We start from the raw sequence: 25,895 nt of genomic DNA on the forward strand, positions 1-25,895 counted from the left end.
CCATTTTCTGTCTAAAGTTCAAAAGAGATTATATCCCTTCTTCACTCTCTTTTTTCGCTTCTGCCTTCTCGATTTCACGATACCAGCGCGGATGGTGTTTCTTCGCCCAGCGACGGCTCACCTTCCCTTCGATCATCCCTTTAATCGACCCTTTCACCCAGAATGCCATATACATATGGATAAGGATGGCGTGGATCAGGATGATACCCGCTGCCGCGTGGATCAGCAGGCTATAACGGACAACCTGCATCGGGAAGTACTGCGCAAAGTACGGACGCCAGATGATCACCCCGGTCACCAGCAGCACGAAAATCATGCTCATGATTGACCAGAACATCATCTTCTGTCCGGCGTTGTACTTACCAACATCCGCCACTTTGTGCTCATTGCCTTTCAATACTTCGACAATGTTCAACAGCCACGGAATATCTTTCTTATCCGGAATGTTGTGATGCACAAAACGGAAGAACATAAACATCAGCGCAACGAAAATCGCAATGCCGAAGAACGGGTGCAAAATGCGCCCCATCTGCGGCGTACCGAAGGTTTGCGTCAGCCATTGCAGCGTCGGGAAGAAGAACGAAATCCCGGACAGCGCCACCAGGAAGAAGCAAATCACCACGGTCCAGTGACAGGCGCGATCAATAAACTTTGTGCGCACAATCATTTTCGACTTACTCATGATGCTCCTCCTCGTCATCGTCCACTTCCTTATTCGGGCCAATACCGATGTAGTGGAAAATCAACCCGGCAAAAGTGGCGATAAAGCCAGCCGCTGCCAGCGGTTTCAACGCGCCTTTCCACAAGCTCACCGAGGTATCGATCTTCGGATCTTTCGGCAGACCGTGATACAACTCCGGCTGATCGGCGTGATGCAGCACGTACATAACGTGCGTACCACCGACCCCTTCCGGGTTGTAGACGCCAGCATGTTCGTAACCACGCGCTTTCAGTTTAGCCACACGCTGTTCCGCCAGCTCCAGCATCTCCTTCTTGGTGCCGAAGTGGATAGCCCCGGTCGGACAAGTTTTCACACAAGCCGGTTCCTGGCCGACGCTGACGCGATCGACGCAGAGCGTGCATTTATATACCCGGTTATCCTCTTTGTTGAGGCGCGGAATATTAAACGGACACCCGGCAATGCAGTAACCACAGCCGATGCAGTTTTCCGACTGGAAATCGACAATGCCGTTAGCGTACTGAATGATCGCACCGGCAGACGGACATGCCTTCAGGCAGCCCGGATCTTCACAGTGCATACAGCCGTCTTTACGGATCAGCCACTCCAGCTTGCCGTTCTGTTCGGTTTCGCTAAAGCGCATCACCGTCCAGGACTTGGCGCTCAGATCGGCGGGGTTATCGTAAACCCCGACGCAGTGCCCCACTTCATCACGGATGTCGTTCCACTCCGAACACGCCACCTGACAAGCTTTACAACCGATACAGGTGGAAACGTCGATAAGTTTCGCGACTTCTGCTTTGTAATCACGCACCTGAGAAGGCGGCGTGATGGAGTTAGTTGCGGACCTTTTGATAATGTCCTGCGTTTCCATAGCCATCTGTTCGCCCCCTTACGCCTTCTCGATGTTTACTAAGAACGCTTTATATTCCGGCGTTTGCGAGTTTGCATCACCGACATTCGGCGTCAGAGTGTTAGCGATATAACCTTTACGCGCGACACCCTCAAAGCCCCAGTGGATTGGAATACCCACCGTTTCAACCTGCTGACCGTTTACATTCAGCGGTTTCAGACGGCGCGTTACCACAGCCACCGCGCGGATAAAGCCACGCTTGCTGGAGACAGTGACACGATCGCCATTGGCAATGCCTTTCGCCGCCGCCAGCGTTTCGCTGATTTCCACAAACTGTTCCGGCTGGGCGATTGCGTTGAGCAATGCGTGCTTGGTCCAGGTGTGGAAGTGCTCGGTCAGACGATAAGTTGTACCCACATACGGGAACTGCTCTTTTTTACCCATCCGCAGCGCGTCTTGTTCATACAGACGAACGACCGGGTTAGAAACCACGTTCGGATGCAGTGGGTTAGTTCCCAGCGGCGTCTCAATCGGCTCGTAGTGTTCCGGGAACGGACCTTCCGCCATTTTGTTAATGGCAAACAGGCGTCCCATCCCTTCCGGCTGCATGATAAACGGCCCGGTTGGCGTACCCGGCGCGGCATTGCCGAAGTCAGGAATATCGTTACCCGTCCACTTGCTGCCGTTCCACTGGATCAGCATTCGTTTCGGATCCCACGGTTTACCGTTGATATCCGCTGAAGCTCGGTTGTACAGCACGCGACGGTTGAGCGGCCACGCCCAGGCCCATCCCAGCGTATTCCCCAGACCGGACGGGTCGGAGTTATCGCGGTTGGCCATCTGGTTGCCCTGCTCTGTCCAGCTACCGGTATAGATCCAGCAAGAAGATGCGGTCGTACCGTCATCACGCAGATGCGCAAAGCTACTCAGCAACTGACCTTTCTTCGCAATCAGCACGCCATTGGCATCATAGAGATCTTCCAGCGCATAGCCGTTGTTCTCTTTTGCCACTTCGTCAGACTGCGGTTCGTGCGGCTGCTTGTAGTTCCAGCTCATCTTCATCAGCGGTTCTACGCCTTTACCACCTTCAGCTTTGTACAGCTCGCGCAGGTGATGGTAGATACCCGCCAGAATTTCGCCGTCGTTACGCGCTTCACCTGGTGCGTCCTGACCTTTCCAGTGCCACTGCAACCAGCGACCGGAGTTGGCGATAGAACCATCTTCTTCAGCAAAGCAGGTCGAAGGCAGGCGGAATACCTCAGTCTGAATAGACGCCGGATCGACATCGTTCGACTCGCCGTGGTTCTGCCAGAAAGTAGACGTTTCAGTCACCAGCGGATCGATAACCACCATGTACTTCAGCTTACTCAGGCAGCTAACCACTTTGTTTTTGTCCGGGAAGGACGCAACCGGGTTAAAGCCCTGGCAGAAATAACCGCTGACTTTGCCTTCGTCCATCATGTTGAAATACTTGATGACGTCGTAGGTCTGGTCCCACTTCGGCAGCCAGTCGTAGCCCCAGTTGTTCTCTTTCTGCGCGGCATCGCCGTAGAAAGATTTCATCAGGCTAACGAAGAACTTCGGATAGTTGCTCCAGTAGTTCACCTGATCCGCCAGCGTCGCTTTCGGCGTGTTCGCTTCCAGATAAGACTGCAAATCAACCTGCTTTTCTGACGGCAGCGTCAGATAACCCGGCAGGCTGGTAGAGAGCAGGCCTAAGTCGGTCAGACCCTGAATGTTGGAGTGACCACGCAGTGCGTTCACGCCGCCACCAGCCATACCCATGTTGCCGAGCAGCAACTGGATCATCGCCATAGTACGGATGTTCTGCGCACCGACGGTGTGCTGCGTCCAGCCCAGCGCGTACAGGAAGGTGGTTGTGCGATCCGGCGCGCTGGTGGAGGCCAGCACTTCACACACTTTCAGGAAGTCGGCTTTTGGCGTACCGCAGATGTTTTCCACGACGTCCGGCGTGTAGCGGGAAACGTGCTCTTTCAGCAGGTTCCACACGCAGCGCGGATGAGTCAGCGTGTCATCGCGTTTCGCATAGCCGTTTTCATCGAACTGATAGTTCCAGGACGACTTATCGTACTGGCGTTTTTCAGCGTCATAACCGCTGAACAGACCGTCTTCGAAAGCAAAATCATCACGCACCAGCAGGCTGGCGTTGGTGTAATGCTTAACGTATTCAGCGTTGATTTTGTTGTTTTCGATCAGGTAGCGCAAAACGCCAGACAGGAACGTAATGTCCGTACCGGAACGAATAGGTGCGTAAATATCCGCTACAGAAGCGGTACGCGTAAAACGGGGATCGACAACGATCAGGGTTGCATCGTTGTTGTTTTTCGCTTCCATCGCCCAGCGGAAACCGACGGGATGCGCTTCAGCAGCGTTACCGCCCATTACCATTACGACGTTAGCGTTTTTGATATCCACCCAGTGGTTGGTCATCGCACCGCGACCAAATGTTGGAGCAAGACTTGCTACCGTTGGTCCGTGTCAGACGCGCGCCTGGTTGTCTACCGCCAGCATCCCGAGGGAGCGGGCAAATTTTTGGGTCAGCATCCCGGTTTCGTTGCTGGCGCCGGAAGCACACAGCATACCGGTAGAAAGCCAACGGTTTACCGTTACGCCCTGCTCATTCTTTTCAATAAAGTTGGCGTCACGGTCAGCTTTCATCAGCTTCGCAATACGGGAGAATGCTTCTTCCCAGCTAATGCGCTGCCATTTCTCAGAGCCTGGCGCACGATATTCCGGGTAACGCAGACGGTTTTCGCTGTTCACGTAATCCAGCAAACCGGCGCCTTTCGGGCACAGTGCGCCGCGACTTACCGGATGATCCGGGTCACCTTCAATGTGATAAATCGCTTCTCTGGCGTTTTTCGCGCCATCACCCAGGCTATACATCAATAGCCCGCAACCTACGGAACAGTATGTGCAGGTGTTACGGATCTCTTTAGCGCGTAATAATTTGTAGTTTCGCGCCTGAGCCAGTGCTTGCTTCGGGGCAAAGCCCAATGCCGCTACTGTTGTTCCAGCCATACCGCCCGCGCAGATTTTAAAAAATTGTCTGCGACTGACGTCCATTGCTTTCCTCTTTTTTCAGGGGTATTACTGCGCGAGGAAACTAACAGTAAAATTCTGAATCTTTTTGCGCGAAATCAAAAAGAACACGTGTTTGCCACAAAATAATCCGCCTGCGCAAATTGACCTACCTCAATGGCGGTAGAAAAACGCACCACTGCCTGACAGGCCGGTTAAAAAAATGCTATAAATTTCAGCTTAATTTTTAACGGCAAGAGAGACTAAACAGCGAGCATGACACGACAAAAAGCAACGCTCATAGGGCTAATCGCGATCGTCCTGTGGAGCACCATGGTGGGGTTAATTCGCGGCGTCAGTGAGGGGCTTGGTCCGGTCGGTGGTGCGGCGGCGATCTATTCATTAAGCGGACTGCTGTTAATATTCACCGTTGGATTCCCGCGTATCCGGCAGATCCCGAAAGGCTATTTACTTGCCGGGAGTCTTTTATTCGTGAGTTATGAAATCTGCCTCGCGCTTTCCTTAGGTTATGCTGCTACCCGCCATCAGGCGATAGAAGTAGGCATGGTGAACTATTTATGGCCCAGCCTGACGATACTTTTCGCCATTCTTTTTAATGGTCAGAAAACAAACTGGCTGATTATTCCCGGATTGCTTTTAGCCTTGATGGGTGTCTGTTGGGTATTAGGCGGCGACAATGGGCTACAATATGATGAAATCATCAATAATATTACCACCAGTCCATTAAGTTATTTTTTGGCGTTTATTGGTGCGTTTATCTGGGCAGCTTATTGCACAGTCACTAATAAATATGCCCGTGGATTTAACGGCATTACCGTTTTCGTTCTTCTGACGGGAGCAAGTCTATGGATTTACTATTTTATAACGCCACAACCAGAGATGGTTTTTAGCTTCCCCGTCATCGTTAAACTCATATCTGCAGCATTTACTTTAGGATTTGCTTACGCCGCCTGGAATGTCGGTATTTTACATGGCAATGTAACGATTATGGCAGTGGGTTCTTATTTTACGCCTGTACTTTCTTCTGCTCTGGCTGCCGTGCTACTCAACGCACCGCTATCGTTCTCATTCTGGCAAGGCGCACTCATGGTCTGTGGCGGTTCTCTGCTCTGTTGGCTGGCGACACGTCACCGATAAAGAAAGATAGCAACGCTTCATGCTGCAACAAAACACGTTCAGGCTATGCGGATTGAAATATTAGTGAAGGCAATGATATATCTTTGTTACATTCAGTAACACATAACCCTTCAGATAATCCGCATTCTCGCCGCGCGGCTGCGCTTTCTTATCTATCCTTTCAGTCAGTATCTCACCTGATTCTCTTAATTCTAAAAGTGGGTCATCGCGCCCAACGTCCTGTCTTTCTTTTTTTCATTACCAACGTGTGCATGTGAGGAAGAATATGGCACTGCAAAATGAGAAAAGTAATCGTTATCTTTTGCGCGACTGGAAGCCAGAAAATCCGGCCTTCTGGGAAAATAAAGGAAAACATATAGCACGAAGAAATCTCTGGATATCAGTCAGTTGTTTACTTCTTGCATTCTGTGTCTGGATGTTATTTAGCGCAGTCACCGTTAATCTCAATAAAATTGGCTTTAATTTTACGACCGATCAGCTTTTTTTATTAACCGCATTACCCTCCGTTTCTGGCGCATTATTACGTGTCCCCTACTCCTTTATGGTGCCTATATTTGGTGGGCGTCGCTGGACTGTTTTTAGTACCGCGATCTTGATTATTCCCTGCGTCTGGCTCGGTATTGCCGTACAAAACACCCATACTCCTTTTGGAATATTTATTGTTATTGCCTTGCTGTGTGGTTTCGCTGGCGCGAACTTCGCTTCCAGTATGGGTAATATCAGTTTTTTCTTCCCGAAAGCAAAACAAGGTAGCGCATTAGGGATTAATGGTGGATTAGGCAATTTAGGTGTCAGCGTGATGCAACTGGTTGCGCCACTGGTGATTTTTGTTCCGGTATTTGCCTTTCTCGGTGTTAATGGCGTACCGCAGGCCGATGGCTCGGTGATGTCACTGGCGAACGCCGCATGGATTTGGGTGCCACTGCTGGCGATTGCCACTATCGCCGCCTGGTTTGGGATGAACGATATCGCCAGTTCACGCGCGTCAATTGCCGATCAGTTGCCTGTGTTACAACGCCTGCATCTCTGGTTGTTGAGTTTGCTCTATCTTGCCACCTTCGGTTCGTTTATCGGTTTTTCCGCTGGTTTTGCCATGCTGGCGAAAACTCAGTTCCCGGATGTGAATATTCTGCAACTGGCGTTCTTTGGGCCGTTTATCGGCGCGATTGCCCGGTCAGTTGGCGGTGCTATCTCCGATAAATTTGGTGGCGTGCGGGTGACGTTTATCAACTTTATTTTTATGGCGGTTTTCAGTGCCCTGTTGTTCCTCACTCTGCCTGGTACAGGTTCCGGCAATTTCATCGCATTTTTCGCCGTGTTTATGGGGTTGTTCCTGACAGCGGGTCTGGGTAGTGGCTCCACCTTCCAGATGATTGCCGTCATCTTCCGCCAGATAACCATTTATCGCGTCAAGATGAAAGGCGGCAGCGATGATGAAGCGCAGCGAGAAGCGATCACCGAAACGGCGGCAGCTCTGGGCTTTATCTCAGCCATTGGCGCAGTGGGCGGCTTTTTTATTCCGCAGGCGTTTGGCATGTCGCTGAATATGACCGGCTCTCCGGTGGGCGCGATGAAAGTGTTTTTAATCTTTTACATCATCTGTGTACTGCTGACCTGGCTGGTCTATGGCCGGCGAAAGTTTAGCCAAAAATAAGAGGGCGATGCCTGACGCGTCGTGTCGCACCCGTAGGCCGGATAAGGCGTTTGGCATCAGATCCCAAATCATTCCTGGAGCAGGAGTCATGTCATGAGTAAACTTTTGGATCGCTTTCGCTACTTCAAACAAAAGGGCGAAACCTTTGCCGATGGTCACGGACAGGTGATGCATAGCAACCGCGACTGGGAGGACAGCTATCGCCAGCGTTGGCAATTCGACAAAATCGTGCGTTCCACCCACGGCGTTAACTGTACCGGCTCCTGTAGCTGGAAAATCTACGTTAAAAACGGCCTGGTGACCTGGGAAATTCAGCAGACCGACTACCCGCGCACTCGCCCTGACCTGCCCAATCATGAACCACGCGGCTGCCCGCGTGGCGCAAGTTACTCCTGGTATCTCTACAGCGCCAACCGCCTGAAATACCCGCTAATTCGTAAACGGCTGATTGAACTGTGGCGCGAAGCACTTAAACAACACAGCGATCCGGTACTGGCGTGGGCATCGATTATGAATGACCCGCAAAAGTGCCTGAGCTACAAGCAGATACGCGGGCGCGGTGGCTTTATCCGCTCCAACTGGCAGGAACTGAATCAACTGATTGCCGCTGCTAACGTCTGGACCATCAAAACCTACGGCCCGGATCGCGTTGCCGGTTTCTCGCCGATCCCGGCGATGTCGATGGTCTCTTACGCCGCCGGAACGCGTTATTTATCACTACTTGGCGGCACCTGCTTAAGTTTCTATGACTGGTATTGTGACCTGCCGCCCGCCTCGCCGATGACCTGGGGCGAGCAAACCGACGTGCCGGAATCCGCCGACTGGTATAACTCCAGCTACATCATTGCCTGGGGTTCTAACGTACCGCAGACGCGCACGCCAGACGCCCACTTCTTTACCGAAGTACGTTACAAAGGCACCAAAACTATCGCCATTACCCCAGACTACTCGGAAGTAGCAAAACTGTGCGACCAGTGGCTGGCGCCAAAGCAAGGCACCGATAGCGCACTGGCAATGGCGATGGGACATGTGATTTTAAGAGAGTTTCATCTCGACAACCCCAGCGACTACTTTATCAACTACTGCCGCCGCTACAGCGATATGCCGATGCTGGTGATGCTGGAACCGCGCGACGATGGCAGCTACGTGCCTGGACGCATGATCCGCGCGTCTGACCTGGTGGATGGTCTGGGTGAAAGCAACAATCCGCAGTGGAAAACCGTGGCAGTTAATACCGCTGGGGAACTGGTGGTGCCGAACGGTTCGATTGGTTTTCGCTGGGGAGAAAAAGGCAAATGGAATCTGGAATCCATTGCCGCAGGTTCAGAAACAGAGTTGTCGTTAACCCTGCTCGGTCAACACGACGCTGTTGCTGGCGTGGCTTTCCCCTACTTTGGCGGCATTGAAAACCCGCATTTTCGCAGCGTAAAACACGATCCGATTCTGGTACGCCAGCTTCCGGTGAAAAATCTGACGCTCGCCGATGGCAGTACCTGTCCGGTGGTCAGCGTTTATGATCTGGTGCTGGCGAATTACGGTCTCGATCGCGGGCTGGAAGATGAAAACAGCGCGAAAGATTACGCTGAAATCAAAGCCTACACGCCGGCCTGGGGCGAGCAAATTACCGGCGTGCCGCGTCAGTATATTGAAACCATCGCCCGTGAATTTGCCGATACTGCCCATAAAACCCACGGACGTTCGATGATTATCCTCGGTGCTGGTGTTAACCACTGGTATCACATGGATATGAACTACCGTGGGATGATCAATATGCTGATCTTCTGCGGTTGTGTCGGGCAAAGCGGTGGCGGCTGGGCGCACTATGTCGGTCAGGAAAAACTGCGTCCGCAAACCGGTTGGTTACCACTGGCCTTTGCGCTTGACTGGAACCGCCCACCGCGCCAGATGAACAGCACCTCATTTTTTTACAATCACTCAAGCCAGTGGCGCTATGAAAAAGTCACCGCTCAGGAATTGCTCTCACCGCTTGCCGATGCCAGTAAATACAGCGGTCATCTGATTGATTTCAACGTTCGCGCCGAACGCATGGGCTGGCTACCTTCTGCGCCGCAGTTGGGGCGTAATCCGCTCACGTTGAAAGCCGAAGCCGACAAGGCCGGATTGTCACCCGCCGAATTTACCGCTCAGGCGCTGAAATCGGGCGATTTGCGTATGGCCTGCGAGCAGCCGGATAACGGCAGCAATCATCCGCGTAACCTGTTTGTCTGGCGTTCTAACCTGCTTGGCTCCTCCGGCAAAGGCCATGAGTATATGCAGAAATATCTGCTGGGTACGGAAAGCGGTATTCAGGGGGAAGAACTTGGGCCGACGGAGGGAATTCAACCGGAAGAAGTTGAGTGGCAAACCGCCGCGATAGAGGGCAAGCTCGACCTGCTGGTGACGCTTGACTTCCGCATGTCCAGCACCTGTTTATTCTCCGATATCGTCCTGCCCACCGCGACCTGGTACGAAAAAGACGATATGAATACCTCGGATATGCATCCGTTTATTCATCCGCTTTCAGCGGCGGTCGATCCGGCGTGGGAGTCTCGCAGCGACTGGGAAATCTACAAAGGTATCGCCAAAGCATTCTCGCAAGTCTGCGTGGGGCATCTTGGCAAAGAAACAGATATTGTACTGCAACCGTTGTTACACGACTCTCCGGCAGAACTCTCCCAGCCGTGTGAAGTGCTCGACTGGCGCAAAGGCGAATGCGACCTGATCCCAGGTAAAACCGCGCCGAATATTGTGGCAGTGGAGCGCGACTACCCTGCCACCTATGAACGTTTTACCTCGCTGGGGCCGTTGATGGACAAACTTGGCAACGGCGGTAAAGGGATTTCGTGGAATACTCAGGATGAAATCGATTTCCTCGGCAAACTCAATTACACCAAACGTGATGGCCCGGCTCAGGGGCGTCCGCTGATTGACACCGCCATTGATGCATCAGAAGTGATTCTGGCGCTGGCACCGGAAACCAACGGTCATGTGGCAGTAAAAGCCTGGCAGGCGCTGGGCGAGATCACCGGGCGCGAACATACTCATCTGGCGCTGCACAAAGAGGACGAGAAGATTCGCTTTCGCGATATTCAGGCGCAGCCGCGTAAAATCATCTCCAGCCCCACCTGGTCCGGTCTGGAAAGCGATCACGTCTCCTATAACGCGGGATACACCAACGTTCACGAGTTAATTCCGTGGCGCACGCTGTCGGGACGCCAGCAGCTCTATCAGGATCATCCGTGGATGCGCGCCTTTGGTGAAAGCCTGGTGGCTTATCGTCCACCTATCGACACCCGTAGCGTCAGTGAAATGCGCCAGATCCCGCCAAACGGCTTCCCGGAAAAAGCACTTAACTTCCTGACGCCGCACCAGAAATGGGGCATTCATTCTACCTACAGTGAAAACCTGCTAATGCTGACGCTCTCGCGCGGCGGACCGATTGTCTGGATCAGCGAAACCGATGCCCGCGAACTGACCATTGTTGATAACGACTGGGTGGAAGTGTTTAACGCCAACGGTGCGTTGACGGCTCGAGCGGTGGTCAGCCAGCGCGTGCCGCCGGGCATGACCATGATGTATCACGCTCAGGAACGCATTATGAATATCCCCGGATCGGAAGTGACCGGAATGCGCGGCGGTATTCATAACTCAGTCACCCGCGTTTGCCCGAAGCCGACGCATATGATTGGCGGTTACGCGCAACTGGCCTGGGGCTTTAACTACTACGGCACCGTCGGCTCGAACCGCGATGAATTCATCATGATCCGCAAGATGAAGAACGTTAACTGGCTGGATGATGAAGGTCGCGATCAGGTACAGGAGGCGAAAAAATGAAAATACGTTCGCAAGTCGGCATGGTGCTTAATCTCGATAAATGTATCGGCTGCCATACCTGTTCGGTGACCTGTAAAAACGTCTGGACCGGTCGCGAAGGCATGGAGTACGCATGGTTTAACAACGTCGAAACCAAACCGGGCATTGGTTATCCGAAAAACTGGGAAGATCAGGAAGAGTGGCAAGGCGGCTGGGTCCGCGATGTGAATGGCAAGATACGCCCGCGTCTGGGCAGCAAGATGGGCGTAATAACCAAAATCTTCGCCAACCCGGTGGTGCCGCAGATTGATGATTACTACGAACCTTTCACCTTCGACTACGAACATTTGCATAGCGCACCGGAAGGCAAACATATCCCTACTGCTCGCCCGCGTTCGCTGATTGACGGGAAGCGGATGGACAAAGTGATCTGGGGGCCAAACTGGGAAGAACTGCTGGGCGGCGAGTTTGAAAAACGTGCCCGCGACCGCAACTTCGAGGCCATGCAAAAGGAGATGTACGGGCAGTTTGAAAACACCTTCATGATGTACCTGCCGCGCCTGTGCGAACACTGTCTTAACCCTAGCTGCGTGGCGACCTGCCCCAGCGGCGCTATCTACAAACGCGAAGAAGACGGCATTGTGCTGATCGATCAGGATAAATGTCGTGGCTGGCGCTTGTGCATTAGCGGTTGTCCATACAAAAAAATCTACTTCAACTGGAAAAGCGGCAAGTCAGAAAAATGCATCTTCTGTTATCCGCGAATTGAGTCCGGTCAGCCAACGGTCTGCTCCGAAACCTGCGTGGGTCGCATTCGTTATCTTGGTGTACTGCTCTACGACGCCGACCGCATCGAGGAAGCGGCGAGCACCGAGCGCGAAGTTGATCTCTATGAACGCCAGTGCGAAGTGTTCCTCGATCCGCACGATCCATCAGTGATCGAGGAAGCCCTGAAACAAGGTATCCCGCAAAACGTGATTGAGGCAGCCCAGCGTTCGCCTGTTTACAAAATGGCGATGGACTGGAAACTGGCGCTACCACTGCACCCGGAATATCGCACCCTGCCGATGGTCTGGTACGTGCCGCCGCTGTCGCCGATTCAGTCTTACGCCGACGCGGGCGGACTGCCCAAAAGCGAAGGCGTGCTTCCCGCCATCGAAAGCCTGCGTATTCCGGTGCAATACCTCGCCAATATGTTGAGTGCGGGCGATACCGGCCCTGTACTGCGGGCACTGAAACGGATGATGGCAATGCGCCACTATATGCGTTCGCAAACCGTAGAAGGCGTAACTGATACCCGCGCAATCGCCGAAGTCGGGCTGAGCGTCGCCCAGGTGGAAGATATGTATCGCTATCTCGCTATCGCCAACTATGAAGATCGGTTTGTCATTCCGACCAGTCATCGGGAAATGGCGGGCGACGCCTTCGGTGAACGCAACGGCTGCGGCTTTACTTTTGGCGACGGTTGCCACGGCTCTGATACTAAATTCAACCTGTTCAACAGTAGCCGGATCGATGCTATCGACATTACCGAAGTACGCAATAAAGCGGAGGGGGAATAATGCAAATCCTCAAAGTGATCGGCTTGTTGATGGAGTACCCGGACGAGCTGTTATGGGAGAACAAAGACGACGCGCTGGCGCTGATTCGCCACGACGCGCCGATGCTCACCGATTTCACCTGCGATCTGCTTAATGCGCCGCTGCTGGATAAACAGGCTGAATGGTGTGAAGTGTTTGACCGTGGACGTACCACCTCGCTGCTGCTATTTGAACATGTTCATGCCGAGTCACGCGATCGCGGTCAGGCAATGGTGGATCTGCTGGCGGAGTATGAAAAAGTCGGCCTGCAACTAAATTGTCGCGAGCTACCTGATTATCTGCCTTTGTATCTGGAGTATTTAAGTGTGCTACCCGACAACCAGGCTAAAGAAGGTTTGCTCAACGTTGCGCCAATCCTCGCCCTGCTTGGCGGGCGCTTAAAACAACGCGAGGCGCCGTGGTATCCGTTGTTTGACGCCCTGCTGCATCTGGCGGGAAGTACACTCTCAAGTGACAGTGTCACAAAACAGATACGCAGCGAGGAGCGCGACGACACCCGTCAGGCACTGGATGCGGTGTGGGAAGAGGAACAGGTGAAGTTTATTGAAGATAACGCCACGGCGTGTGACAGCTCGCCGCTTAATCAATATCAGCGACGCTTTAGTCAGGATGTCGCACCGCAGTATGTGGACATCAGTGCGGGAGGTGAGAAATGATTCAGTATCTGAACGTCTTTTTTTACGATATCTACCCGTACTTGTGTGGCACGGTTTTTATCCTTGGAAGCTGGCTGCGCTACGATTACGGGCAGTACACCTGGCGTGCCTCCTCCAGCCAGATGCTGGATAAACGCGGGATGGTGCTGTGGTCGAACTTGTTCCATATCGGCATTCTGGGGATCTTCTTCGGTCATCTGTTCGGCATGTTAACGCCGCACTGGATGTATGCGTGGTTTTTGCCGGTAGCGGTAAAACAGCAGATGGCGATGGTTCTCGGCGGTATTTGCGGTGTATTAACGTTGATTGGCGGTGCGGGGTTGCTGGTGCGCCGTTTAACGAATCCGCGTATCAGGGCGACGTCTTCTGGTGCGGATATCCTGATCCTCGCTATTTTGTTAATTCAGTGCATTCTTGGGTTAACCACCATTCCCTTTTCAGCACAACATCCGGACGGCAGTGAAATGATGAAGCTGGTGGGATGGGCGCAAAGCATCGTCACTTTCCAGGGCGGCGCATCGACGCATCTTGATGGCGTAGCTTACATCTTCCGCGTTCATCTGGTGTTGGGAATGACCATCTTCCTGCTCTTCCCGTTCACCCGACTGGTGCATGTATGGAGCGCACCATTTGAGTACTTTACCCGCAGGTATCAGATTGTACGTTCGCGGCGATAATTCTCATGCTGGCCGGATAGCCTTTCGCTCTCCGGCCGATTGCAGGCTATGATAGTTCTCCAGCCACAGGAGAACGTTAATGAAACCGCAGATTTACCACGTCGATGCTTTTACCTCTCAACCGTTTCGCGGCAATTCTGCCGGTGTTGTTTTCCCTGCCGATAATCTTAGCGAAGCGCAAATGCAACTTATCGCCCGCGAGTTAGGCCATTCGGAAACGGCTTTTCTGCTGCACAGTGACGACAGCGATGTACGTATTCGCTACTTTACGCCAACGGTTGAAGTGCCGATTTGCGGTCACGCGACGGTAGCAGCGCACTATGTACGTTCAAAGGTATTGGGTTTGGGAAATTGCACCGTCTGGCAAACATCGCTGGCGGGAAAGCACCGTGTCACTATCGAAAAACAAAACGGGGATTATCGTATTTCTCTGGAGCAAGGCACGCCGGGCTTTGAACCGCCGCTGGAAGGTGAAGCTCGCGCGGCAATTATCAACGCGCTTCATCTCACTGAAGACGATATTTTGCCAGGCTTGCCAATTCAGGTGGCAACCACAGGACACTCAAAAGTGATGATTCCGCTGAAACCGGAAGTGGATATCGACGCCCTTTCGCCTGACCTTGCTGCGCTGACCGCTATCAGTAAACAGATTGGCTGCAATGGTTTCTTCCCCTTCCAGATCCGCCCAGGCAAAAATGAAACCGATGGTCGCATGTTCTCGCCTGCGATTGGTATTGTGGAAGATCCGGTGACCGGCAATGCCAATGGCCCGATGGGCGCATGGTTGGTACATCACAACGTATTGCCTCACGATGGCAACGAGTTGCGTGTTAAAGGCCATCAGGGGCGCGCAATAGGTCGTGATGGCGTGATTGATGTGACGGTGACAATTCGCGATAACCAGCCGGAGAAAGTCACCATTTCTGGCACAGCGGTGATTTTGTTTCATGCCGAATGGGCCATTGATCTCTGAAACCGTTGCCGGTCCCAATTGCCTGATGCGCTTCGCTTATCAGGCCTACAAGGCGTATCGTAATTTATTGAATGTGTTGGCTAATTTAGGCCGGATAAGGCGTTTGCGCCGCATCCGGCACAAACTATTTCCCTGCCTCCGGATGCGTATCAAACGCCGCCATCACCAGTGCCAGTTCATCCACGGTAAACCCATGTTTCGCATCATCCACGCCCAGCCCAAATTGTTCCTGCATCACGGCATATAACGACGCCACATCTGGCAGATTCCGCTGATCCACCGCGTGCCCATTTTCATAATGGGTGAAATGGAAATTGGTCAGCGTCAGTTTGCCACCGTCCGGCAAATGGCGGCACATCAACAGATGATGGCGAAAATGCGACTGCGGCCAGTGCGCCGACCAGAAATTGCCCATCACATAATCACTTTGTTGCTGCTCGCAGAGATCAAAACGGTACATCGACTGCCAGTGCTGATGATGATTAAACTGCAAAACCCAGTTATCACCCTCCTGCAACAACCGATACTCTCCGTGTGGCGTGGTTTGCGCGATATCCGGCACTAAACGGATTGGCGCGGTCAGCGTCTGACCACCAAAACCGACGTCGGCAATCCATTGTTCACCTTCCAGTTCTACTAACAACAGACGGTGCGTGCGCGGCGGTAACGATGCGGGGTTAGATAACACTACGCGACCTAACAAACTGCGAACGTTAAATCCCAGCTCGCGTAACACCCGCTCAAACACACCATTCTGCTCAAAACAGTAACCTCCGCGTCGCGCAGTCACCAGTTTCTCTTCCAGCGATTGATCATCAAGCTGGATTTCTCTCGGCAGCAAAACGTCGAGATTTTCAAATGGAATAGTGCAATTGTGTTTCAGGTGTAATGCTCTTAGCGTATCGATATTGACCGCAGCAGCACCCGTCCAGCGAATACGGGCAAAATAGTGATTCAGAATGGGCGTCATCAGGCGTTTCCCTTAGTGGTTTTCTCAACTTATAACCTGGAATAGATGCCACACTGGCTATTTTGTGCGATCGCGGACAAGCATCACGTTCGCAAATCGCTAATCCCGTTAATTTCGTTACTTATTGCGTTACGAGCTACGCTTTTAAAACAACCTTCTTAGCGAGGCGATACCGTGAGCCAATTTATTCCCGTTGAGTTGCATCATGCCAGCCGTCTGTTAAACCACGGACCTACCGTCTTGATCACCAGTTTCGATGAGCAATCCCAGCGACGTAACATTATGGCTGCGGCCTGGTCGATGCCCGTAGAGTTCGAACCACCACGCGTGGCCATTGTGGTTGATAAATCGACATGGTCACGGGAGTTGATTGAACGTAGTGGCATGTTTGGCATTGTGATCCCAGGAGTCGCAGCAACTAACTGGACGTGGGCAGTGGGCAGCATTTCTGGGCGTGATGAAGATAAGTTTAACTGTTATGGCATTCCGGTTGTGAAAGGTCCGGTGCTTAGCTTGCCGGTGGTCGAAGAGAAATGTCTGGCATGGATGGAGTGCCGCTTGCTTCCCGCGACTTCTGCGCAAGAAAAATACGACACGTTGTTTGGCGAAGTGATATCAGCAGCGGCAGACGCTCGTGTTTTTGTCGAAGGCCGCTGGCAATTTGATGACGATAAACTCAATACGCTACATCATTTAGGCGCTGGCACCTTTGTTACCAGCGGCAAGCGTGTTACGGCAGGTTAAGCATTACATGCTGTAACCGGGTTTCTTTATCAACGTCTCCATTTGAGGCGCGATTTCGGCGTCCCAGACCGCTTGCCATGATTCCGGTTGTATCTGTTGTAGTGCAATGCTTATCGAACTCTCTTTACTGTTCAGATGGCGAATAATGACGTCGGTAATCTCCGCCGCCAGTGCTGTTTTTTGTTGTTCATCCAGTTCACGGGGAAAACATTTAATGTCTATGTGTGGCATTGTTGTGCTCCTTTTGAAAGATGTCAGCAAAATTAGCACAAGCCGAAAACGTCATGTGTTATTTGATGCGAAATGATGTGCGATATATACGCCGTCACTTTAATAACGTACATATACTATTAGCTTCCGCGCCAATACGCACCCGTCCTGTAACATACAGAATCTATTCTTTATTTCTTATCATATTAAGAAAATTCACGACATCCAGCTTGCTGATTTATTAATGCCAATTATAGTTATTCTTGCCCTCAATCATAATTTTCACTCGTAATATCCTTTCTTTTATAAAGTCCTTCTGGAGACACTTGCGATGCAGCTTAACCATATTGCTAAAAGTCTGCTAGTCATGGGATTATTCACAACAAGTTCACTTCCTCTCATCGCAGCAGAAGCGCCCAAAGAGGCCTCCGCTGCCACCCAACAAGCGAATAACGCACTTTATAGTCAATTGCCGTTTTCCGATAACAGCGATTTTGCTGATGCTCATAAAGGTTTTATTGCTCCTTTACCTCAGGAAGTGATTAAGGGTGAACAAGGGAATGTTATCTGGAACCCACAGCAATATTCTTTTATCAAAGAAGGCGATAAAGCACCTGATACTGTCAATCCAAGTTTATGGCGTCAGGCGCAACTGATAAATATCAGCGGCTTATTTGAAGTGACTGAAGGCGTCTATCAGATTCGCAATCTCGATTTATCAAATATGACCATCATTGAAGGTAAAGAAGGTATTACCGTTGTTGATCCACTGGTTTCAGCAGAAACAGCTAAAGTTGGCATGGATCTTTATTATAAAAATCGCGGTCAAAAACCAGTGGTGGCGGTTATCTACACGCACAGTCATGTCGATCACTACGGCGGCGTTCGCGGCGTGGTTGATGAAGCTGACGTTAAATCAGGAAAAACAAAAATTTATGCGCCAGCCGGATTTTTAGAAGAGGCTGTTTCAGAAAATATTATGGCTGGCAATGTAATGAGCCGACGAGCCAGTTATATGTACGGTAACTTGTTGAAACCTGATGCTAAAGGTCAGGTCGGCGCTGGGCTGGGAACAACGACCTCAGCCGGAACGGTTACATTGATTGCCCCCACCAACTACATCACCAAAACCGGACAAAAAGAGACTATCGACGGGCTGACCTATGATTTTCTGATGGCGCCCGGTTCCGAAGCACCTTCCGAAATGCTGTGGTTTATTGAAGAAAAGAAACTGATCGAAACCGCAGAAGATGTCACGCACACCCTCCACAACACCTATTCGCTGCGTGGTGCCAAAATTCGTCAACCTCTTCCGTGGTCTAAATACATCAACGAAGCACTCAATCTGTGGGGCGATAAAGCGGAGATTATTCTCGCCCAGCATCACTGGCCAACCTGGGGTAACGATAACGTTGTCAAACTGCTAAAAAGCCAACGCGATTTGTACCGTTATATCAACGATCAAACGCTACGCATGGCGAATCAGGGGCTGACTCGTGATGAAATTGCCGCAAACTTCAAATTGCCCTCTTCGCTTGCTAACACCTGGGCGAATCGCGGTTATTACGGTTCAGTGAGCCATGATGTGAAAGCAACTTATGTGCTTTATCTCGGCTGGTTTGATGGTAATCCTGCGACTCTCGATGAACTGCCACCAGAAGACGCCGCTAAAAAATTCGTGGAATATATGGGCGGTGCTGATGCCATTTTACAAAAAGCCAAACAGGATTATGACCAGGGAAATTTCCGCTGGGTTGCCCAGGTTGTCAGTAAGGTAGTGTTTGCCGATCCAAACAACCAGGCAGCAAGGAATCTGGAAGCCGATGCGCTTGAACAGTTAGGCTACCAGGCCGAATCCGGGCCGTGGCGTAACTTCTATCTCACAGGCGCACAGGAATTACGCAATGGTGTGCAAAAACTGCCTACGCCAAATACAGCCAGCCCTGACACCGTGCGAGCCATGACACCGGAAATGTTCTTTGATTATCTTGCTGTGCATATAAATGGCGAGAAAGCGGCAGACGCTAAAGCAGTATTGAATTTTGATTTCGGTGAAGATGGCGGCACTTATAAAGTGGAACTGGAAAACGGTGTACTCAATCACACTGCTGATACGCAAGCCTCTGACGCCGATGCGACTATCACCCTCTCCCGCGATGTCTTGAATAAAATTATCCTGAAGGAAGAGACATTAAAAGAAGCCACGGATAAAGGCGAAGTAAAAATCTCTGGAAATGCGGAAAAACTCAACGAGCTGTTAGGGTATATGGATAACTTTGAATTCTGGTTCAATATTGTAACGCCATAATTTTCGTGTAAGTCGGGCAGGTTCCCTGCCCTTTTTGGGTTATAAACAAAAATGAATTCTGACAAAAGAAAACACCCTCATTATTCATGGAAAAACCGCCAGGATATGGTTATTCGCGGTATGGCGATTAGCCTGCCGTGGTTTGCGTTGATTAACATCAGTTTTGCATCGTTGGTTTTGCTTCGAGGGGTTTTGTTTAATGAAGGCACGACTCCATGGTTTAATGAGAAAAATCTTGTACACACTATTGATATTTCATCATTAGGTATTTTGCTAATCAGTGGTCTTTTATTAGTTAGCCCACGCAACAAAGTACAGTATATTCAGCAGTTATTGGTCATACTAAGCCTACTATGGTCATGGTGTTGTTTTTATTTTATTGCACACTGGACGCTACCTTTTGCATATCCACTGTGTGTATTACTAATGCTTAGTGCCGTTGTTGCGCTATATTTCCACACCCCATCACTCCTCGCATTTGTCATTCCATTATGGTTTACCATCCCGATAGCCAGTCTTGTGCTCAATCAGTATGTGAATATTCATTTCGCTGTTATCTGGAGCATTTTTTCACTGGCTCTCTATGGCGGACGTTTTATTTTGTTGCGTTGGTTTGAAGAAGCATGGCAACAAAATAAGTACAACAACCAGTTGATTCATCGCCTCGATGCATTAGCTCATCGCGATCCCTTAACTGGAGTGGCAAACCGACGAGCGTTGGATAGTATTTTACGTGATGCCGTCGAACAAAAGACGTCGTTCGTTTTAATTATGCTGGATGTCGATTTTTTTAAACGCTACAACGACACTTATGGGCACCCTGCTGGCGATCGTTGTCTGATACAAGTTGCCGACGCACTGCAACGCGCAATTCGCCAGCCCGAAGATGTAGTTACGCGTTATGGTGGCGAAGAGTTTGCCATTATTCTTTTCAATGCGAGCTTGCAGGAAGCCGAAGCGATAGCAGCCAGAATTAAGCAAGAACTTAAACTGGCAGCGATTGCGCATCAGACATCTTCCGTGAGTGAAGTTGTTACGGTTAGTCAGGGGATTACCTGTTCTACCCCCGCAAAAACGACTGAACAAATAGTTGCTGATGCCGATGCCGCGTTATATCGAGCGAAAGAAAATGGGCGAAATCGGTGGGCTAAATAACTCTATTCCGCTGACATCAACAAACTTATAGGGAATATCAGCCAGAGTCAGTATCAGTTCACTGATGGTGGAACCCCATCCTGGTACGCCATAAACCTTAATCATATCTCCCCCGTACAGCGTTAAAGCTTAAGTGTAGGTCAGTAAACAGGGCAACCCGGACTAAGATTTGTCATTTTTTCAGCAATCCTTTTAATCCCCACTCAACTTGTAAGGGGATATTTTGCATCGTTTATCGATAACAGGTAGGATGCTGCGCCGATAGTTTTATACCCATAAAGAATAATGGTGATAACTGTCATCGCCAGGATGAATAAACATTGTTCATGGCGACTTATAAGACTTTTTCAACGAAGCAATCAGGGAGAGCAATGAGTAAACACGACACCGACACTTCAGATCAACACGCCGCGAAACGCCGCTGGCTTAATGCCCACGAAGAGGGTTATCACAAAGCGATGGGCAATCGTCAGGTGCAGATGATCGCCATTGGCGGCGCGATTGGGACTGGTTTGTTTTTAGGCGCAGGTGCCCGACTGCAAATGGCCGGCCCGGCACTGGCACTGGTTTATTTAATCTGCGGCCTGTTTTCGTTTTTTATTTTGCGTGCGTTGGGTGAGTTGGTATTACATCGCCCTTCCAGTGGTAGTTTTGTCTCTTATGCCCGTGAGTTTTTGGGTGAGAAAGCCGCTTATGTTGCCGGCTGGATGTACTTCATCAACTGGGCGATGACGGGGATTGTCGATATCACCGCCGTCGCACTGTATATGCATTACTGGGGCGCGTTTGGCGGCGTGCCGCAATGGGTATTTGCGCTCGCTGCGCTGACCATCGTTGGCACCATGAATATGATTGGTGTGAAATGGTTCGCAGAGATGGAGTTCTGGTTTGCGCTGATTAAAGTGCTCGCCATTGTGACCTTTTTGGTCGTGGGTACAGTGTTCCTCGGTAGCGGTCAGCCGCTGGATGGCAACACCACTGGCTTTCATTTAATTACCGATAATGGTGGCTTTTTCCCGCACGGTTTGCTGCCTGCGCTGGTGTTAATTCAGGGCGTGGTATTTGCTTTTGCCTCCATCGAAATGGTCGGAACCGCCGCCGGAGAATGTAAAGATCCGCAGACTATGGTGCCAAAAGCAATTAACAGCGTGATTTGGCGTATTGGCCTGTTTTATGTCGGTTCTGTCGTGTTGCTGGTCATGTTACTGCCGTGGAGCGCCTATCAGGCCGGTCAAAGTCCTTTTGTGACCTTCTTCTCTAAACTCGGTGTGCCGTACATTGGCAGCATCATGAACATTGTGGTGCTGACCGCCGCGCTCTCCAGTCTGAACTCTGGCCTGTACTGCACCGGGCGTATTCTGCGTTCGATGGCGATGGGCGGATCTGCGCCGGGTTTTATGGCGAAGATGAGTCGCCAGCATGTGCCGTACGCCGGGATTCTGGCGACGCTGGTTGTGTATGTCGTTGGCGTATTCCTCAATTATCTGGTGCCGTCGCGCGTATTTGAGATTGTCCTGAACTTCGCGTCATTGGGAATTATCGCCTCCTGGGCGTTTATCATTGTTTGTCAGATGCGCCTGCGTAAAGCCATCAAAGAAGGTAAAGCAGCGGATGTCAGTTTTAAACTGCCTGGTGCGCCCTTCACGTCCTGGCTGACATTACTGTTTTTACTGAGTGTGCTGGTGCTGATGGCATTCGATTACCCGAACGGGACTTACACCATCGCGGCGCTGCCGATTATCGGTATTCTGCTGGTTGTGGGTTGGTTTGGTGTACGCAAACGCGTTGCCGAAATTCACAGCACTGCGCCGGTAGTCGAAGAAGAAAAACAGGAAATTGTGTTTAAACCTGAGACGGCGGGTTAATTGCAAAATGTGCCCGGCTACGAGCCGGGCATATTCATATTGCTGACGAGGTGCTCCGCTTGCCGAATGCAGCGCTTGCGCCGCATCCGGCCTACGAAAGACAAACTCCTCCATGTCTGTGTCTGTTACAGCGCAATACGAATCACATCGTCCGGCTGAGTGGCTTCTTGCTGTTTAGTCGATTTTTGCTTCACGCTGACATACAGCGTTTTGCCATCGGCAGAAAGCGCCAGGCTGTTAGGATGGGTCGGCGTGTCGAACGTTTTCACCACTTTATAGCTTTTCGCGTCAATCACACTGACTTTACCCGCCTGCCGATGCGTCACATAGGCTTCATTACGCGCCGGGTTAAACAATACAGCCAGTGATTCCGGTGCCGCTACCTTTGCCAGAATATTGCCGTTACGGGTATCGACCACTAACACTTCTGCCGCTTTGGAGTCAGTGATAAACGCTCGCTGGTTGGCAGTATCGAGACTGATGTTGATAAAGAAATGCTCTTTGCCATCATCCAGCAGCTTTTTACGGCTCAGGATTTTATTGTCGGCGGTGTCGATGGTAATCAATTCGCCGTCAGCGTTAGTGGTGTAAAGACGTTTGCCTTTGCTATCCAGCGCCAGACCGGTACTCATTTTACCGGTGTTCTGGATGGCAGTTTTCAGTTTGATATTCTCGCCATCAACCACCCAAATAACACTCTCTTTCCCAATACCGCTGATGTAAACAGTGTTCGTAGCATCATCAGCAACCAGCTCACGCGGCTGTAGCGGACGCACTTCTTCTGTACGTTTGCGATCGTCCAGTACCAGACGCCCTTTCACTTCGCCCGTTTTGGCATCAATTGCCGTGACCGCACTGTTTACTGTGTTACCAAACCACAACGTTTGAGTAGCGTTGTTGATAGTGGCGCCAAACGGCTTGAGATCGTTATGAATAGCCTGAGTGACTTCCAGAGTCACCGGATCGAGACGATAAACCACACCGCCTTTGTCCAGTTTGCGGCTTTGCGATGTGGCGAGCCACAGCGCGTTTTCCTGCTGGCTATAAGCCATTTCGTAGGCACCTTTACCTACCGCTTTACGCAGCATTTCTTCCGCTGCCTGCGTACTGAATGATGAAGCAACGAGCAATGAACCTAACAGTAGCGAACCACGCAGGCGCGATGAAAACAGATGACGTAAATGCATGACGACTCCCTTTGATGAACCGATTTATAGCTGCTTCACAATGCTTCGTTGAGCATAATCTTCGTTACGCCCTTGTTATAAATGGGAATGGTAATCATTATTTTCTCAAATGTGGAGCATTTCTTGTCGCTACGACTACAATTTTCCCAATTGATTAACGTATTGTGCCGTTTTGTTTTCTATAAATTTACAAATTCATTACCATGACGGTGTTTTCCCATTCTTAACCTGGCTTTTTTCATGAAGATCTTTTCCGTCCGACAGACCGTTTTGCCCGCACTGATTCTCCTTTCTCCTTCAACTTTTGCCGCTAATGAACAAACCATGATTGTTAGTGCCGCGCCGCAGGTAGTTTCTGAACTGGACACACCCGCTGCGGTAAGCGTGGTCGATGGCGAGGAGATGCGTCTGGCAACGCCGCGCATTAATTTGTCTGAATCACTGACCAGTGTGCCTGGTTTGCAGGTACAAAACCGGCAGAACTATGCGCAGGATCTCCAACTGTCTATTCGCGGATTTGGTTCCCGTTCCACTTACGGTATTCGCGGTATTCGCCTGTATGTTGATGGCATTCCCGCCACTATGCCTGACGGACAAGGGCAAACGTCTAATATCGATTTAAGCAGTGTGCAAAACGTGGAAGTGCTACGAGGCCCCTTCTCTGCCCTGTATGGCAATGCGTCTGGCGGCGTAATGAACGTCACCACACAAACCGGCGAACAGCCACCAACTATTGAAGCCAGCAGTTACTATGGCAGTTATGGTAGCTGGCGCTATGGGCTGAAAGCGACGGGCGCAATGGGCGACGGCACCCAACCTGGCGATGTTGATTACACCGTTTCGACCACGCGTTTTACAACTCACGGCTATCGTGACCATAGCGGCGCACAGAAAAATTTAGCCAATGCCAGACTGGGCGTACGCATTGATGACGCCAGTAAGTTAAACCTGATTTTCAACAGTGTGGACATCAAAGCCGATGACCCTGGTGGGTTGACCGAAGCAGAATGGAAAGCGAATCCGCAACAAGCTCCGCGTGCTGAACAGTACGACACGCGTAAAACCATCAAACAAACTCAGGCTGGATTACGCTACGAGCGCAGCCTTAGCGCGCAGGATGTGATGAGCGTGATGATGTACGCAGGCGAACGGGAAACGACCCAGTATCAGTCGATCCCGATGACCCCGCAGCTTAACCCGTCACACGCAGGCGGTGTAATTACCCTGCAACGTCATTACCAGGGTATAGACAGTCGCTGGACACATCGTGGCGAACTGGGTGTTCCGGTCACTTTCACTACTGGCCTGAACTATGAAAACATGAGTGAAAACCGAAAGGGTTACAATAACTTCCGCCTTAATAACGGCGTGCCGGAGTACGGGCAAAAAGGTGATTTGCGTCGCGACGAACGCAATCTGATGTGGAACGTCGATCCCTATTTACAAACCCAGTGGCAACTAACCGACAAACTGTCGCTGGATGCTGGCGTGCGCTACAGCTCCGTGTGGTTTGATTCTAACGATCATTACGTTACCCCCGGCAATGGTGATGACAGCGGTGATGCCAGTTATCACAAATGGCTTCCTGCGGGATCGTTGAAATACGCCATGACCGATGCCTGGAACGTCTATCTGGCAGCCGGGCGCGGTTTTGAAACACCAACCATTAACGAGCTTTCTTACCGTGCTGATGGGCAAGGCGGTATGAACTTTGGTTTAAAACCGTCCACCAACGACACAATCGAAATCGGCAGTAAAACGCGTATCGGCGATGGCTTGTTTACCGCTGCGTTATTCCAGACCGATACCGATGATGAAATCGTTGTTGATAGCAGTAGCGGCGGGCGTACCACTTATAAAAATGCCGGGAAGACGCGTCGTCAGGGGGCCGAGCTGGCGTGGGATCAGCGTTTTGCCGGAGATTTCCGTGTGAAAGCGTCGTGGACGTGGCTTGACGCAACTTATCGCAGCAATGTTTGTAACGCTCAGGACTGTAATGGTAACCGAATGCCCGGGATCGCCCGCAATATGGGCTTTGCGTCGTTAGGTTATGTGCCAGAAGAAGGCTGGTATGCAGGCACAGAAGCACGTTATATGGGCGATATCATGGCGGATGACGAAAATACAGCAAAAGCGCCCTCTTATACTCTTGTCGGTTTGTTCACCGGTTACAAATATAATTACCGTAATATGACAATAGATTTATTTGGTCGTGTCGATAATTTATTCGATAAAGAATATGTCGGCTCGGTGATTGTTAATGAATCCAATGGTCGATATTACGAGCCTGCGCCTGGGCGGAATTATGGTGTAGGCGTAAATCTCGCATGGCGATTTGAATAATATTCAT

General features: G+C 50.9%; 18 protein-coding genes and 1 pseudogene. 12 read left to right on the forward strand and 7 right to left on the reverse strand.

Annotation, left to right across the window (positions count from 1 at the left end):
• Nucleotides 1–28: 28 nt before the first annotated feature.
• The 3 genes from fdnI to fdnG are packed head-to-tail and all read right to left on the reverse strand — an operon-like array spanning nt 29 to nt 4,619.
• The gene (fdnI, locus tag WC5_RS05115; RefSeq protein ID WP_000045638.1) at nt 29–682 is read right to left on the reverse strand and encodes a formate dehydrogenase-N subunit gamma; all 654 of its coding nucleotides are present in this window, start codon (nt 680–682) and stop codon (nt 29–31) included.
• A complete protein-coding gene (fdnH, locus tag WC5_RS05110) occupies nt 675–1,559 on the reverse strand; it encodes a formate dehydrogenase N subunit beta (RefSeq protein WP_001240583.1) in 885 nt (294 codons plus the stop codon). The genes fdnI and fdnH overlap by 8 nt, the downstream gene beginning before the upstream one ends.
• A 12-nt stretch (nt 1,560–1,571) precedes the next feature.
• Nucleotides 1,572–4,619 carry a formate dehydrogenase-N subunit alpha gene (gene fdnG / locus WC5_RS05105; protein WP_077767119.1) on the reverse strand — a complete coding sequence of 1,016 codons (3,048 nt, stop codon included), beginning with the start codon at nt 4,617–4,619 and terminating at the stop codon, nt 1,572–1,574.
• 231 nt (nt 4,620–4,850) lie between these two features.
• Here fdnG and yddG point away from each other — a divergent pair, with 231 nt between their 5' ends.
• The 7 genes from yddG (at nt 4,851) to WC5_RS05065 (ending at nt 15,106) form a co-directional block, all read left to right on the forward strand.
• Complete coding sequence (yddG, locus tag WC5_RS05095) at nt 4,851–5,732, forward strand: aromatic amino acid efflux DMT transporter YddG (RefSeq protein WP_010351417.1); 882 nt, start codon at nt 4,851–4,853, stop codon at nt 5,730–5,732.
• Nucleotides 5,733–5,997: 265 nt separating this feature from the next.
• On the forward strand, nt 5,998–7,386 hold the full coding sequence (narU, locus tag WC5_RS05090; RefSeq protein WP_001207930.1) for a nitrate/nitrite transporter NarU: 1,389 nt from the start codon (nt 5,998–6,000) through the stop codon (nt 7,384–7,386).
• Nucleotides 7,387–7,479: 93 nt separating this feature from the next.
• The gene (gene narZ, locus WC5_RS05085) at nt 7,480–11,220 is read left to right on the forward strand and encodes a nitrate reductase Z subunit alpha (RefSeq protein WP_000040425.1); all 3,741 of its coding nucleotides are present in this window, start codon (nt 7,480–7,482) and stop codon (nt 11,218–11,220) included.
• Complete coding sequence (narH, locus tag WC5_RS05080; protein ID WP_000702556.1) at nt 11,217–12,761, forward strand: nitrate reductase subunit beta; 1,545 nt, start codon at nt 11,217–11,219, stop codon at nt 12,759–12,761. The genes narZ and narH overlap by 4 nt, the downstream gene beginning before the upstream one ends.
• On the forward strand, nt 12,761–13,456 hold the full coding sequence (narW, locus tag WC5_RS05075) for a nitrate reductase molybdenum cofactor assembly chaperone (protein ID WP_001166379.1): 696 nt from the start codon (nt 12,761–12,763) through the stop codon (nt 13,454–13,456). Before narH ends, narW begins: the two co-directional genes overlap by 1 nt.
• Nucleotides 13,453–14,133, forward strand: coding sequence for a respiratory nitrate reductase subunit gamma (narI, locus tag WC5_RS05070; RefSeq protein ID WP_000617142.1), 681 nt, complete (start codon nt 13,453–13,455; stop codon nt 14,131–14,133). Before narW ends, narI begins: the two co-directional genes overlap by 4 nt.
• A 79-nt stretch (nt 14,134–14,212) precedes the next feature.
• The gene (locus tag WC5_RS05065) at nt 14,213–15,106 is read left to right on the forward strand and encodes a PhzF family isomerase (protein ID WP_000804305.1); all 894 of its coding nucleotides are present in this window, start codon (nt 14,213–14,215) and stop codon (nt 15,104–15,106) included.
• Between the two features lie 124 nt (nt 15,107–15,230).
• Here the strand turns inward: WC5_RS05065 and nhoA are convergent, their stop codons facing one another.
• Nucleotides 15,231–16,076 carry an N-hydroxyarylamine O-acetyltransferase gene (gene nhoA, locus WC5_RS05060; protein ID WP_000187936.1) on the reverse strand — a complete coding sequence of 282 codons (846 nt, stop codon included), beginning with the start codon at nt 16,074–16,076 and terminating at the stop codon, nt 15,231–15,233.
• Between the two features lie 174 nt (nt 16,077–16,250).
• On the opposite strand from nhoA, the gene WC5_RS05055 reads away from it, so the two are divergent.
• A complete protein-coding gene (locus WC5_RS05055; RefSeq protein WP_000077278.1) occupies nt 16,251–16,820 on the forward strand; it encodes a flavin reductase family protein in 570 nt (189 codons plus the stop codon).
• Nucleotides 16,821–16,823: 3 nt separating this feature from the next.
• Here WC5_RS05055 and pptA read toward each other — a convergent pair whose 3' ends face one another.
• Nucleotides 16,824–17,051, reverse strand: coding sequence for a tautomerase PptA (gene pptA, locus WC5_RS05050; RefSeq protein ID WP_001120153.1), 228 nt, complete (start codon nt 17,049–17,051; stop codon nt 16,824–16,826).
• Nucleotides 17,052–17,361: 310 nt separating this feature from the next.
• On the opposite strand from pptA, the gene WC5_RS05045 reads away from it, so the two are divergent.
• Nucleotides 17,362–19,338, forward strand: coding sequence for an alkyl/aryl-sulfatase (locus WC5_RS05045; protein WP_001176569.1), 1,977 nt, complete (start codon nt 17,362–17,364; stop codon nt 19,336–19,338).
• 105 nt (nt 19,339–19,443) lie between these two features.
• The gene (locus WC5_RS05040; RefSeq protein WP_000236735.1) at nt 19,444–20,493 is read left to right on the forward strand and encodes a GGDEF domain-containing protein; all 1,050 of its coding nucleotides are present in this window, start codon (nt 19,444–19,446) and stop codon (nt 20,491–20,493) included.
• On the opposite strand, the pseudogene WC5_RS25410 reads toward WC5_RS05040, so the two are convergent.
• Nucleotides 20,494–20,598, reverse strand: a pseudogene (locus WC5_RS25410) (thioredoxin domain-containing protein); the annotation flags it as partial.
• 266 nt (nt 20,599–20,864) lie between these two features.
• On the opposite strand from WC5_RS25410, the gene ansP reads away from it, so the two are divergent.
• Nucleotides 20,865–22,358 carry an L-asparagine permease gene (ansP, locus tag WC5_RS05035; RefSeq protein WP_000033724.1) on the forward strand — a complete coding sequence of 498 codons (1,494 nt, stop codon included), beginning with the start codon at nt 20,865–20,867 and terminating at the stop codon, nt 22,356–22,358.
• Between the two features lie 125 nt (nt 22,359–22,483).
• Here ansP and yncE read toward each other — a convergent pair whose 3' ends face one another.
• Nucleotides 22,484–23,545 carry a 7-bladed beta-propeller protein YncE gene (gene yncE / locus WC5_RS05030; protein ID WP_000550659.1) on the reverse strand — a complete coding sequence of 354 codons (1,062 nt, stop codon included), beginning with the start codon at nt 23,543–23,545 and terminating at the stop codon, nt 22,484–22,486.
• 240 nt (nt 23,546–23,785) lie between these two features.
• On the opposite strand from yncE, the gene pqqU reads away from it, so the two are divergent.
• The gene (gene pqqU, locus WC5_RS05025; protein WP_016231706.1) at nt 23,786–25,888 is read left to right on the forward strand and encodes a TonB-dependent receptor PqqU; all 2,103 of its coding nucleotides are present in this window, start codon (nt 23,786–23,788) and stop codon (nt 25,886–25,888) included.
• Nucleotides 25,889–25,895: the final 7 nt, after the last annotated feature.

The organism is Escherichia sp. KTE114, assembly GCF_000407765.1.
Classification (GTDB): Bacteria; Pseudomonadota; Gammaproteobacteria; order Enterobacterales; family Enterobacteriaceae; genus Escherichia; species Escherichia ruysiae.